The organism is Aeromicrobium sp. REDSEA-S32_B7 (assembly GCF_001626145.1).
Classification (GTDB): Bacteria; Actinomycetota; Actinomycetes; order Propionibacteriales; family Nocardioidaceae; genus Aeromicrobium; species Aeromicrobium erythreum.
Genome location: NZ_LUNF01000164.1, coordinates 17,724 through 30,010, shown reverse-complemented (window position 1 = coordinate 30,010; position 12,287 = coordinate 17,724). Strand labels below are relative to the sequence as shown.

Sequence of the window (12,287 nt, the reverse complement as noted above, 5' to 3'; positions counted from 1 at the left end):
TGCGCTTCATCGAGGAGACCTGCAAGATGCGGGCCTTCGGCCAGCTGTGGGACGAGATCACCCGGGACCGCTACGGCGTCACCGACCCGAAGATGCGGCGCTTCCGCTACGGCGTGCAGGTCAACTCCCTCGGCCTGACCGAGGCGCAGCCCGAGAACAACGTCCAGCGCATCGTGCTGGAGATGCTCGGCGTCACGCTCAGCAAGAACGCCCGCGCGCGTGCGGTGCAGCTGCCCGCCTGGAACGAGGCGCTCGGACTCCCGCGTCCGTGGGACCAGCAGTGGTCGCTGCGACTGCAGCAGGTGCTCGCCTACGAGTCCGACCTGCTGGAGTACGACGACATCTTCGAGGGCTCGCACGTGATCGAGGCCAAGGTCGCGGAGATCATCGAGGGCGCGAAGGCCGAGATCGACCGCGTGCAGGCCATGGGCGGTGCGGTCGCGGCGGTCGAGTCGGGCTACATGAAGTCCGAGCTCGTCGCCTCCCACGCTGCCCGGAGGGCCCAGATCGAGGCCGGCGAGCTCAAGGTCGTCGGCGTCAACAGCTACACCGAGACCGAGCCGTCGCCGCTGACGTCCGACCTCGACGCGGCCATCATGGTCGCCGACCCGCAGGCCGAGGCGAACGCGATCGCCGACGTCCAGGCGTGGCGCGACCAGCGCGACCAGGCCGAGGTCGACCAGGCCCTCGAGCGGCTGCAGTCCGAGGCCAAGACCGACACCAACCTCATGGAGGCCACGCTGGCGGCCGTACGCGCCGGCGCGACCGTGGGTGAGTGGGCGGGTGCGCTGCGCGAGGTCTTCGGCGAGTACCGGGCGCCCACGGGCGTGTCCGGTGCGGTCGGCGTGGCCGAGGCCGGCGCCGAGCTCACGGCCGTGCGCGAGCGCGTGGCGCGGACGGGGGAGGAGCTGGGCACCCGCCTGCGCTTCCTCGTCGGCAAGCCGGGACTCGACGGTCACTCCAACGGCGCGGAGCAGATCGCCGTCCGTGCCCGCGACGTCGGCTTCGAGGTCGTCTACCAGGGCATCCGGCTCACGCCCGAGCAGATCGTGTCGGCCGCAGTCGCTGAGGACGTGCACGTGGTCGGCCTGTCGATCCTGTCGGGCTCGCACATGGAGCTCGTGCCCGACGTCCAGCGTCGTCTCCTCGACGCCGGCATGGACGACGTGCCCCTCATCGTGGGCGGGATCATCCCGGACTCCGACGGCCGCCGTCTGGAGGCCGACGGCATCGCCGCGGTCTTCACGCCGAAGGACTTCGGCATGACCGACATCATGAGCCGCATCGTCGACGAGGTCCGCAAGGCCCACGGGCTCGAGGTCTGAGACCGGGACGTGACGAGGCCCCGCACCGTGCGCGGTGCGGGGCCTCGTGCCGTCGTCAGTTGAGGACGCGGAAGTCCTCGGGCAGCCTGCCGCCGGCCTCGACGTCGCGGGCGAGGTCCTGCAGGGCCATGAGGGCGACCGACTGGGTGAACGGTCCGTAGGAGACCCGGGCCACGCCGAGCTCCTGCTGCCGGGCGAGCGGCACCGAGCCCGGGTAGCCGATGGTGGTGAGGCGCTGCGGTCCCCACGCGTCGACCAGGGTGCTGATGTCGTCCTCGGAGAGCGGACCAGGCACGAAGACGACGGGGGCGCCCGCCTCGATGAAGGCCTTCCCGCGCTGGACGGCGTCGGCGATGACCTCGTCGTGCGGACGGTCGCCGGCCTGCGCGACGACGTCGGTGCGGGCATTGAGCACGAACGGGACGCCCTCGGCCTCGCCGGCCCGCACGACGGCCTCGACCGCGGCGACGGCCTCGGCGAGCGGCTTCTGCTGGTCCTCGAGGTTGGCGCCGACCGCCCCGACGCCGATCGCCTTCCGAGCGGTCTCGCCAGGGTCGCCGTAGCCCGCCTCGAGGTCGGCGCTGACGGGGAGGTGGGTGTTCGCGACGATCAGCCCGATCGCGGCGATCATCTCGTCGACGGGGATGTTCTCCCCGTCCTCGTAGCCGTGGGAGGCCGCGATGGAGTGGCTCGCGGTGGCGAGGGCACGGGTGCCCTCGACCTCGGTCACGACGCGGGCGGTGATGGCGTCCCACACGTTGACGACGGTGAGCAGCTCCGGAGCGGTGTGCAGGTCGAGCAGGGTCTGGGCACGGGTCGAGAGGTCCATGGCCCTGACGCTAGGACAGGGGAGCGGGCCCCACCAGCCGAGTCCCGGGAGCTGGACGTCAGGCGGCGCGCAGGCTGGAGCCGGACGACTTCTTGCCCTTCTTCTGGGCCTTCTTCTCGGCCTTCTTCAGGGCTTTCTTCTTCGCCTTCTTCTTGGCCTTCTTCTTCGCTGCCTTCTTGGAGGACTTCTTGTCCTTCTTCTCCAGCGGCAGGACGGTTCCGTCGTCGTCGATGCGCACGAGGCGGCGACGCTTGACGCCGTACCCGTCGGGGAGGGTGCCTTCCTTCAGCATGCGCAGGGGGCAGCGCTTGCACCGCGTCTTGCTGACGCAGCACTTCTTCTTCGGGAGCTTCGACACGAGCGAAACCTAGCACCGCGGCCCCCACGGCGCCGGGTTCCTCACGTGAGGACCCCGGCGCCTGGATCAGCGCTGGAAGTGGTGCAGGTCGGCGAACCCGAGCCAGCGGAAGCCGTGGCGGCGCAGCACGGCGACGACCGGGTCGTTCGCGCCGCGGTAGGTGATGGCGGCGGGCGTGGTGCGCCGCTGCCACGTGCTGTTGGGCGTCCACCCGTAGCCCGACGCGAACGGGTTCTCCCACGGGTTGATGTCGATCGAGTTCCCGTACGCGTGGGGGCTGCGGGTGCCGGGTCGACCGACCACCTGCCGGCAGTTGAAGCCGGAGGTGTTGTCGGCGCGCATGGAGGCGTAGTCGTCGGCGCCGCGCAGGGCACTGCTCCACCCGAACCGGTCGACGCGGTACATCGACCGGATGGGTGCCCGCATGCGGAACAGATCGGTGAACACGGCAGCGGTGGCACGGGCGTGCTGGGCGTGGACGACGATCTCGCCGCGGCGGACGTAGCCGTCGAAGGCCCAGTAGCTGACGCGGACGACGCGCAGCTGGTCGCGGCCCACGGGGCAGCCCGCGTGCCAGCTGCGCCCCCGCATCGAGCGCCACATCGCCGTCGGGATGCGCGAGACCGTGGCGTCAGCACTCACGCGTGGTGCACGCGGCTGGGCGGCCAGGCGGATGCGAGGTCCGGGCGTGCCCTTCGGCAGCCGGATGACGGATCCGGGAGGCCGGTTGTCGACGTAGACCGAGCTGGAGCGGGTGGGCAGCACGGTGCTGGTGCCGAAGGAGCGCACCCGCCAGCGACCGTCGTAGCGGGGCTTGACGAAGGTCGATCCTTTGCCGTTGCGCAGGGTCACGGTGCCGGACCGGACCCACGTGCGGGTGCCGGAGCGGCGGAACTCCACGGCCAGGCGAGCGCTCACGGCACGCCCGTCGACGGTGCGCCACGAGGCGGCCACCTTCGCCTTCCTGTAGTCGGTGACCGCCTTCGGCATCGCGATCCGCGCGGTGCTGGGTGCCGCGGCTCCGACGACGTCGGCCGGCGCGGACGCAGCCACGACCGCACCGGCGTCGACGAGCTCCACGCGCACCGTGGTGCGTCCCGCCGCAGCAGGCACCCTCGCGGTGAACCTGCCGTCGCTCCCGGTGACCACGCTGGTCCCTGCGAGTGCGGTCCACCGGTCGCCCGAGCGTCGAGCGACGCGGAGGGCGCTGGTCGGGCTCGCACCGTCGACCCGACCGGCCAGCGCCGCGGTGGTGCGGGCCCAGACCCGCACCGTGGTCACGTCGAGCGTGACGGTGGGGCTCGGCGTCGTGGGTGGTGGATCGGTCGGCTCCGGCTCGACGGGGTCGGGCTCGGTGGTCGGCTCCGGTGTCGGGTCGGGGGACGGCTCGGCCGCCGTGCTGGCCCGCGCCGCCGCGGTGGGCGTGACGAGGACGGTCGTGAGGAGGATCACCAGGAACCGGCGCATGCCTCACCGTAGGACCGCTCCCGCCAGAACGCGCGTCGAGGAGCGGGGCGGCCGTCGGTCGCCTCGTCCACTGAGGCAATACCCTCCAGGGATGGTCGTGCCAACAGGAGACGAGAGTGCTGTCTGGGCGCGCGCCTTCCCTGCCCGTCTGGCCGACGATGTCGCGGTCGTCGTCGCTGCGCTCTCGGCCGCCTCGCACGGAACCTCGGCTCACACGATCGATTCGCCACGGCGTCCTCGTGGGATCGTGGTGGACGGAGAGGTCGTGGAGATCCCTGCTCGGCAGTATCACGGGGGCATGGACGCTCCAGACCGCGCCCGGCTCACGTCCACGCAGCTCGGTGTCGCAGCATGCATACACTCACGCCACCACGACGGCCGCGAGCGTCAGGCGTGGCTCCCGTCGCTGCTCACCTTCGACGAGCCGTGCGCCTCGCCCTTCATCGTCCAGCTCCTCGGCGAGTACGTCGTCGAGATCGTCACCGAGATCGAGTCGACGCTCAGGTCGGGAAGTACTGCAGCGTCGACGATCGAGAGGCTGGTGGCGTTCATGGAGGAGAACGCTCCGTTCGTGGCGCGCACGCGTGACCGCGCTCGAAGCTACTGGTGGAAGTACCACACGTACGCCTACGCGACGTTCGCTGACTACCCGGCGGCGAGGGCGCTCGACCTTCTCGCGGGCCGCGTGCTTGGCGTCTCGTCCGAGAAGAGGCGCACCTAGGGTTCGTCATGCCACGCGGTGCGTCGTAGTCGACCACGACGCACTGGATACCGCTGTCTCTGCGAGCCGGGCGGGACTGCCGGTTGACCTCCTGGGCGGCGAAGACGTCGTGCACAGAGCCGCTCTGGGTCGCGGTCCGCGTGGTCCGGGTAGCGTCAGCTTCTCGACGCCTCAGATGCAGTCGTCGACCGTCGCGTCGAGCATCATGCCTTCCATGCGTCGACCCACACCTGCTCGGGTGAGTCGAGGTCGTCGGACTTCAGCGCGACTCGGATGCCGGTCGACGTGGGGAACCCCTCCGCGACCGTGTTCTCGTCCGCATCCCCGATCCACAGTCGCCCCGTCGGGGTGGCGAGCCAGCCCTCGAAGACGATCGTGCATCCGTCGTCGACGTCAGGCGGGTCGGACCACAGCCGAACGGTGACGGTCGCTTCGGCCCACTCGAAGTCCCCTTCGAACGACTCGATGTCCTGCGCGTGGCGAACGGGCACGATGATCCCCTTCTCGTTCGCCGACACCCCACCGCTGGGATCGACGTCCGGTATATCTCCTCCGAGGTCGGGGTCGGACACGATCGCGATGCCCCAGTGCCATGGGCGAGTGACGTCGACCGTGGCAAGGGGTTGCATGGCATGGAGCCTAGAAGAGGCGCAGCGAGGGATCGTCGATGCCGCGCAGTGCGTCGTAGTCGACGACGACGCACTGGATGCCGCGGTCCTCGGCGAGGGTGCGGGCCTGCGGCTTGATCTCCTGCGCGGCGAAGATGCCCCGGACGGGCCGCAGCTGCGGGTCGCGGTTCATGAGCTCCAGGTAGCGCGTCAGCTGCTCGACGCCGTCGATCTCGCCGCGCCGCTTGATCTCCACGGCGACCGAGGCGCCCGCGTCGTCGCGGCACAGCAGGTCGACCGGACCGATCGCCGTCATGTACTCACGGCGCACGAGCGTCATGCCGACGCCGAGCGTGGTGGTGTGCTCGGCGAGCAGCTCCTGCAGGTGCTTCTCGACACCGTCCTTGCGCAGCCCCGGATCCACGCCGAGGTCGTGCTGGGAGTCGTGCAGCACCTCATCGACGAGGATGCGCAGCGTGTCGTCGGTCTTGCCTGCCTGCACGGTCCACTCGACCCGGCCGTCCTCGGCCGTGCCCTCCTTGAGGGTGCACGGCGGGCTCATCCAGTTCAGCGGCTTGTACGACCCGCCGTCGGAGTGCACGAGCACCGAGCCGTCCGCCTTCACCATGATCACCCGGGTGGCCATGGGCAGGTGGGCCGTGAGCCGCCCGGCGTAGTCGACCTGGCAGCGCGCGACGAGGAGACGCACTACTGCTGCCGGACCAGCGTGCCGAGACGGAACACGAGAGTCCCGTCCTTCACGGTGCCGCGATCGGTGTTGCCGTCGGCGCCCATCAGCTGCACGACGCCGTCGGAGACCTCGTAGTCGCCCGTGCGGAACTTCGGCACGCCCTGGAAGTCCTCGGTGAACGTGCCGTCCGCGGAGAAGGTGACGGTCCAGTCCTTCGCGTCGTCGCGCCAGGTGCCCGCCAGGTCGGCCGCGGTGGCCGGGTTCTCGGTCGGCGCGGCCGACGAAGGCGACGCCGAGGGTGCGGATGAGGATGCGCTGGGGGAGGGCGAGGAGCCCTCCGGCGTGCCCGGGCCGTCGTCCGTCCCGCAGGCCGCGACGGTCACGAGGACGAGGGCGGCGACCCCCGTGGCGCGGCTCATACGTCGATTCATAGGACAGTCCTCCCGTAGATCCTGATCGGACGCTAGTGTGTCACGACCCCGTAGTTACCTAGGAGTAGGCATGCAGGAGATCGTGGACCGTCTGACGGCCGACGACCGTGGCGCGCAGATCGCCCGGACACTGGTGTACCCGTACCTCAACCACGCCGCCTCGATGTACGAGAGCGGCTACGCGACGAAGGACGACATCGACGCCTCGATGCGGTTCGGGTGCGGCTACCCGGTCGGACCCCTGGCGCTCGTCGACGCGCTCGGTGCCGCGACCGTCGTGGAGGGTCTGCGCGAGCAGCATGCCTCCACCGGCGACCCGCTGCACGATCCCGCGCCGGTCCTCGTCAAGCTCGCCGAGGCCGGTTCGACCTTCGAGTCCGCCGCCGCGGACGGCGGAGCCACCCCGGCCCCGCAGAAGCACCACCCCGTCGGCAAGGTCGGCGTCGTCGGCACCGGCACCATGGCCTCCGGCATCGTCGAGGTCTTCGCCAAGGCCGGTCACGAGGTCGTCTTCGTCGGCCGCACCGACGACAAGGTCGCGGCGGTCCAGGCCCGCATCGAGAAGAACCTCGACCGCGCCATCGCCAAGGGTCGTCTCACCGAGGACGAGAAGTCCGACGTGATCGGTCGCCTCACCGCCGCGACCGACCGCCACGCGCTCGACGACGTCGACATCGTCGTCGAGGCGATCGCCGAGGACATCGACGTCAAGCTCGAGCTCTTCCGCGACCTCGACCGGATCACGAAGCCAGGTGCCATCCTCGCCACGACGACGTCGTCGCTGTCGATCGGGACGTGCGCCGAGGCCACGTCGCGCCCGCAGGACGTCGTCGGCATGCACTTCTTCAACCCGGCGCCCGTCATGAAGCTGGTCGAGGTCGTCTCGGCCGACAGCACGTCGCCCGAGGTCGCCGAGACGGTGAAGGCCCTGTGCCTCGACGTCGCCAAGCACCCGGTGTCCTGCGGCGACCGCGCGGGCTTCATCGTCAACGCCCTGCTGTTCCCGTACCTGAACGACGCCGTGAAGCTGCACGAGGCCGGCGGCGGCAGCCTCGAGGAGATCGACACGGCGCTCAAGGAGACCAAGCTGCCGATGGGTCCGTTCGAGCTCCTCGACGTCGTCGGCAACGACGTCTCGCTGGCCATCGAGCAGACGCTGGTGAGCACCTTCGGCCACGACGGGTGGACGCCCGCGCCCACCCTCGAGCGTCTCGTCGCCGAGGGCAAGCTCGGTCGCAAGACCGGCGAGGGCTTCCACACCTACTGAGCACCATCGCGTGAGCAGGGGCGTCCGGGTCTCCCGGGCGCCCCTGACCGCGTTCGGGCAGGTCCACTGAACGGACCGTCGGGTAACTCCGCTCGACACCAGTCGTTGATGCTCTCGCGACGGTCATCGGATCGACGCGGACGAACGACGGGAGCACCCGTGACGACGATCGACCTGGCGAGGCGCGGCAGCCACCTCGTGCGCAGCTCGGTGCTGTCGTTCGTCGTCTCCTTCGTGCCCGCCGTGGTCGTCGCGGAGGAGGTGGTGGGCCCGCCCTCGGAGCCCGACCACCAGCAGGTCGTGCTCTGCGACCACGGTCCCTGCGACGCCGACCGACCGTCGTCGGCGGCTGCGGCCATGGTCGACCAGCTCGTGGGGCAGGGCCTGCGGTGCACCGTGCGACCCCGACTCACGGACACCGTGGTCGTGGAGTGGTTGAGCGGAGAGGCGGCCGTGCTGCCGTTCGACGACGCGCTCGACGTCGCAGCGCACCGGCGGGGCTGGTTGCGCTCGTACTGCGTGCCCGACGCCGCCCGGTAGTCTCGCGCGGGTGTCCCGTCGACGTCCGCCCCGCCGTCCCCGCGGGCCTGCGTCAGCCTCGGCGCCACCGCCGGTGGAGAGCAAGCGCGACGGTGACTGGCACGTCCGTCGTGTGACTGGTTCGAGCGCGCGCAGCACCTACACGTGTCCCGCCTGCCACCGACCTATCCCGCCCGCGACGCCCCACGTGGTGGTGTGGCCCGTGCAGAAGGCGCTGCTCAGCGCGGACGCCGTCGACGAGCGTCGGCACTGGCACACCGCGTGCTGGACGCGCCAGCCCTAGGGCCTCAGGGTCCCAGGGGAGGACGATGCGGCGGGGCTCGCCGGCAGCTCAGCCGGCTGCCGGGGTGCGGGGCTCCTCGCCGGTCTCGTCCGCCGTCGCGTCGTCCGCAGCGGCGTCCGACGCCGCAGCAGGTGCCGGCTGGTGCTCGGCGTCCGCGCGCGCGTTGGCGACCAGCGACGCGGCCTCCTTGCGGGCGTTCTCGATGATGCCGGCCGCCTCGGCAGCAGCCGACTCCTTCGCCGCGTTCGCCTTGGCCATGAGCCCGCGTGCCCGCTCGTCGGCCGCAGCGGCACGGGTCTCGGCGTCGGTGACGAGCTTCGCGGTCTGCTCGGTGGCGGCGGCGTGGTTCTCGGAGGCCTCGCGCGCGAGCCGCTCCTTCTCCACGGCCAGGACGCGGCGAGCCTCGGTGACCTCGCGGTCGGCTGCGGCGCGGGCCTGCTCGACCTCGCGCGTCGCGCCGAGACGCATGTTCTGGGCGTCCTGCTCGGCGGCGAGACGGATCTGTGCGGCCTCACGGTCGGCCTGGGCGCGCACGTCGTCGGCGTGCGCCGCAGCCTCGGCGCGTCCGGCCTCGGCCTCGGTGAGGACCTCGCGACGCTTCTCCTCGATCTCCACGACGGCCCGGCCGCGGGTCTCCTCGGCCTCCTTCGCGGCGACCGTCCGGACGAGGGTGGCCTCCTCCTCGGCGATCTTCAGCGTCTCCTCGGCCTCGCGGCGGGCGCGGCTGCGGATCTCCTCGGCCTCCTGCTCGGCGAGCTGCAGCAGCTGGGCGGCGTGACCGCCCAGGCCTGCGTAGGAGGGCCGCTCGATCGACTCGACCCGCTCGCGCAGCTGCTCGACGATGTCGTGCAGCTCGTCGTTCTCCTCCTGCAGCGCCTGGACCGCGGCTGCGGCCTTCTGCAGCTCGGCGGTCTGGGTGCGGACCCAGGCGTCGACCGCGTCGCTGTCGTAGCCGCCGCGACGGGCGAGGGGGAACGCAGCCTCGGCGGACTTGCGCGCCGCGTCGAAGATGGACAAACCGGACTGCTCTTCGGCCATGCCGCTGTGCTCCCTGTCGGTTCGGGGGGGGGTGTGCTGGAGGTCGTGCTGGGACGCCGGTGGGCGCGGCGTGCGCTGCTGCGCCGGCCGCGGTGTGCGACGTCGTCCACCATACCCAGGCGGGGCGACGACGCAGTGACGACGCGGGCGCGTGCCGGACGTCCGTGCTGTGACGTCGACGCCCCACGCGACGAGGGCCCGGACGCGGTGCGTCCGGGCCCTCGACGGGGTACGTGCGTGCGCGGGTCAGATACCGCGGAAGCGGTTGATCGCGTCGAGGTGCCGCGCGCGGAACTCCTCGTTGCGCACGCCCAGGCCCTCCTCGGGTGCCAGCGCGAGCACGCCGACCTTGCCCTGGTGGAGGTTGTGGTGCACGTCGAGGGACGCCTGGCCCACGTCCTCGAGCTTGTACGTCTTCGACACGGTCGGGTGGATCTTGCCCTGCGCGATGAGTCGGTTGGCCTCGAAGGCCTCGCGGTAGTTCGCGAAGTGGCTGGAGACGATCCGCTTGAGGTTCATCCAGAGGTAGCGGTTGTCGTACTCGTGCATGAAGCCCGTGGTCGACGCGCAGGTCGTGATCGTGCCGCCCTTGCGGGTGACGTAGACCGACGCGCCGAAGGTCTCGCGACCGGGGTGCTCGAAGACGATGTCGATGTCCTCGCCGCCGGTCAGCTCACGGATCTTCTTGCCCAGGCGCTGCCACTCCTTGGGGTTCTGCCGGGTGCCGTCCTCGTTCCAGAACTTCCAGTTCTCCTCGGAACGGTTGATGACGTGCTCGGCGCCCATGCTGCGCACGATCTTGGCCTTCTCCTCGTTGGAGACGACGCAGATCGGGTTGGCGCCACCGTTGAGCGCGTACTGCGTGGCGAAGCCGCCGAGCCCTCCGGACGCGCCCCAGATCAGGACGTTGTCGCCCTGCTTCATGTTGCCGCCGTTCTTGGACACGAGCTGGCGGTAGGCCGTCGCGTTGACGAGGCCGGGGGACGCGGCCTCCTCCCACGTGAGGTGGTCCGGCTTCGGCAGGAGCTGGTTGGACTTCACGAGCGCGATGTGGGCGAGGCCGCCGAAGTTCGTCTCGAAGCCCCAGATGCGCTGCTGCGGGTCCATCATCGTGTCGTCGTGGCCCGCCGGGTCCTCGAGCTCGACCGACAGACAGTGCGCCACGACCTCGGCGCCCGGCTTCCACTGCGTGACGCCGGGACCCGTGCGCAGCACGACGCCGGCGAGGTCGGAGCCGACCACGTGGTAGGGCAGGTCGTGGCGCTTGGTGAGCGGCGACAGCTTGCCGTAGCGCTCGAGGAAGCCGAAGGTCGAGACGGGCTCGAAGATCGACGTCCAGACGGTGTTGTAGTTGATGGCGCTGGCCATGACGGCGACGAGCGCCTCGCCCGGGCCCAGCTCGGGCAGGGCCACGTCCTCGACGTGGATCGACTTGCGCGGGTCCTTGTCGCGGCTGGCGACGCCCTCGAACATGTCCACCTCGTCCTTGTGGACGGTGGCGGCGGTGTAGTGGTCGGGGATCTCCAGGTTGGCGAAGTCCTCGCCCGCCGTGTCTCCGGCGAGGATCGCATCGAGGATGTGCTGCACGGGGCCTCCAGTGGTGGGTGTTCCGGCGCTCGGTCCGGCACGGGTTTCGGCGATGTTACCGAGACGTAGCCTTCTGCGTCCCGTCTCGCGCATGTGGATCAGGTCACGCCGGGCGGGGGCCCGGCGCGAGGGCGGCACGGAGCGCCGCGACGACGTCAGTGGCCGGTGGCCGCGGGCTGGACCAGCTCGACGAGCACGCCGCCGGCGTCCTTCGGGTGCACGAAGTTGACCCGGCTGTCGGAGGTGCCGCGCTTGGGCTGGTCGTACAGGAGGCGGACGCCCCGGTCGCGCAGGATCGCCGACACCGCGTCGATGTCGGTCACCCGGTAGGCGAGCTGCTGGACGCCCTGGCCGTTGCGCTCGAGGAACTTCGCGATGGTCGAGCTGTCGTCCAATGGCGCGAGCAGCTGGATGCACGAGCCCGAGTCGCCGACCGCCAGCATCGCCTCGCGCACGCCCTGCTCCTCGTTCACCTCCTCGTGGATCGACTTCAGGCCGAAGACCGAGGAGTAGAAGGCGAGCGCCTCGTCGAGGTCGGGGACGGCGATGCCGACGTGGTCGATCGCGACGAGCAGGTGGTCGGGGACGACGGAGGAGGAGGTCATGGGAGGCAGCGTAGAGGAGCGTGCAGCCGGGCGCGGGCCGGTCGTCCGAGATCGAACGTAGTGTCGATAGTCCACGGAGGGCGGAGGTCGGATGCACGTCGAGATGCGCATGCTGCGGGCGCTGGTGATGGTCGAGGCGCAGGGTTCCATCGGGGGTGCGGCGCAGGCGCTGGCGTTCTCACCGGCTGCCGTCAGTGCCCATCTGCACGCCCTGGAGAAGGTGTGCGGGACGCGTCTGGTCGAGCGCACGGGCTCGGGGACGCGGCTCACGTCCGCGGGACGGCGAGCCGTGCCGATTGCTCGGCTCATCCTGGTCGCCGCGCAGGAGCTCCAGCGGCTGGAGGCGTCGGCGCGGTCCGGGCCGGCCGTGCCGGGGTCGCAGGGCCGACGTCCGGCCGGCGACGGCCGCAGGAGGTCACGTCACGACGCCGCGGGCAGCGGTCGCTCGGCGGCCATTACCAGGAAGCGAGGGACTTCTCAAGAGGAGTCCTAGAGATCGTGAATCTCGTTGTCCTGCGAGGGTCCGCTGCTCTTGGC

At 70.9% G+C, this 12,287-nt stretch carries 14 protein-coding genes; 5 read left to right on the top strand and 9 right to left on the bottom strand.

Going from position 1 to position 12,287, the window contains the following annotated elements; all coding sequences use genetic code 11:
• Positions 1 to 1,325: methylmalonyl-CoA mutase family protein (locus tag A6Q79_RS11620; RefSeq protein WP_317698342.1), on the top strand; the 1,325-nt coding region annotated here is incomplete at its 5' end.
• Between the two features lie 55 nt (positions 1,326 to 1,380).
• Here A6Q79_RS11620 and A6Q79_RS11615 read toward each other — a convergent pair.
• The 3 genes from A6Q79_RS11615 to A6Q79_RS11605 form a co-directional block, all read right to left on the bottom strand.
• Positions 1,381 to 2,154, bottom strand: a complete 774-nt coding sequence (locus A6Q79_RS11615) for an isocitrate lyase/phosphoenolpyruvate mutase family protein (protein ID WP_067856307.1) — start codon at positions 2,152 to 2,154, stop codon at positions 1,381 to 1,383.
• A 58-nt stretch (positions 2,155 to 2,212) separates the two neighbouring features.
• Positions 2,213 to 2,512: a hypothetical protein gene (locus tag A6Q79_RS11610; RefSeq protein WP_067856309.1), complete on the bottom strand. Its 300-nt coding sequence runs from the start codon at positions 2,510 to 2,512 to the stop codon at positions 2,213 to 2,215.
• 66 nt (positions 2,513 to 2,578) lie between these two features.
• Entirely contained in the window at positions 2,579 to 3,979 is a 1,401-nt protein-coding gene (locus A6Q79_RS11605) for a M15 family metallopeptidase (protein ID WP_317698339.1), read from the bottom strand.
• A 298-nt stretch (positions 3,980 to 4,277) separates the two neighbouring features.
• Between A6Q79_RS11605 and A6Q79_RS11600 the strand changes: the two genes are divergently transcribed.
• Positions 4,278 to 4,700: a hypothetical protein gene (locus A6Q79_RS11600; protein WP_144433703.1), complete on the top strand. Its 423-nt coding sequence runs from the start codon at positions 4,278 to 4,280 to the stop codon at positions 4,698 to 4,700.
• Positions 4,701 to 4,903: 203 nt separating this feature from the next.
• Here the strand turns inward: A6Q79_RS11600 and A6Q79_RS11595 are convergent, their stop codons facing one another.
• The 3 genes from A6Q79_RS11595 to A6Q79_RS11585 are packed head-to-tail and all read right to left on the bottom strand — an operon-like array spanning position 4,904 to position 6,418.
• Entirely contained in the window at positions 4,904 to 5,329 is a 426-nt protein-coding gene (locus tag A6Q79_RS11595; protein ID WP_286690333.1) for a hypothetical protein, read from the bottom strand.
• A gap of 10 nt (positions 5,330 to 5,339) precedes the next feature.
• Positions 5,340 to 6,017 carry an endonuclease NucS gene (gene nucS, locus A6Q79_RS11590; protein ID WP_067856320.1) on the bottom strand — a complete coding sequence of 226 codons (678 nt, stop codon included), beginning with the start codon at positions 6,015 to 6,017 and terminating at the stop codon, positions 5,340 to 5,342.
• On the bottom strand, positions 6,017 to 6,418 hold the full coding sequence (locus A6Q79_RS11585; RefSeq protein ID WP_067856323.1) for a lipocalin family protein: 402 nt from the start codon (positions 6,416 to 6,418) through the stop codon (positions 6,017 to 6,019). Before A6Q79_RS11585 ends, nucS begins: the two co-directional genes overlap by 1 nt.
• Positions 6,419 to 6,500: 82 nt before the next feature.
• Here A6Q79_RS11585 and A6Q79_RS11580 point away from each other — a divergent pair, with 82 nt between their 5' ends.
• Positions 6,501 to 7,697, top strand: coding sequence for a 3-hydroxyacyl-CoA dehydrogenase NAD-binding domain-containing protein (locus tag A6Q79_RS11580; protein WP_067856326.1), 1,197 nt, complete (start codon positions 6,501 to 6,503; stop codon positions 7,695 to 7,697).
• Between the two features lie 159 nt (positions 7,698 to 7,856).
• Positions 7,857 to 8,237 carry a hypothetical protein gene (locus A6Q79_RS11575; RefSeq protein WP_286690334.1) on the top strand — a complete coding sequence of 127 codons (381 nt, stop codon included), beginning with the start codon at positions 7,857 to 7,859 and terminating at the stop codon, positions 8,235 to 8,237.
• 331 nt (positions 8,238 to 8,568) lie between these two features.
• On the opposite strand, the gene A6Q79_RS11570 is transcribed toward A6Q79_RS11575, so the two are convergent.
• The 3 genes from A6Q79_RS11570 to mce all read right to left on the bottom strand — a co-directional run bounded on the left by A6Q79_RS11570 (position 8,569) and on the right by mce (position 11,750).
• Complete coding sequence (locus tag A6Q79_RS11570; RefSeq protein ID WP_317698336.1) at positions 8,569 to 9,558, bottom strand: hypothetical protein; 990 nt, start codon at positions 9,556 to 9,558, stop codon at positions 8,569 to 8,571.
• A 246-nt stretch (positions 9,559 to 9,804) separates the two neighbouring features.
• Positions 9,805 to 11,145: a crotonyl-CoA carboxylase/reductase gene (ccrA, locus tag A6Q79_RS11565; RefSeq protein WP_067856338.1), complete on the bottom strand. Its 1,341-nt coding sequence runs from the start codon at positions 11,143 to 11,145 to the stop codon at positions 9,805 to 9,807.
• Positions 11,146 to 11,300: 155 nt separating this feature from the next.
• Complete coding sequence (gene mce, locus A6Q79_RS11560) at positions 11,301 to 11,750, bottom strand: methylmalonyl-CoA epimerase (protein ID WP_067856341.1); 450 nt, start codon at positions 11,748 to 11,750, stop codon at positions 11,301 to 11,303.
• 91 nt (positions 11,751 to 11,841) lie between these two features.
• On the opposite strand from mce, the gene A6Q79_RS11555 reads away from it, so the two are divergent.
• Positions 11,842 to 12,243, top strand: coding sequence for a LysR family transcriptional regulator (locus tag A6Q79_RS11555; RefSeq protein WP_286690335.1), 402 nt, complete (start codon positions 11,842 to 11,844; stop codon positions 12,241 to 12,243).
• The last annotated feature ends 44 nt before the right edge of the window (positions 12,244 to 12,287 follow it).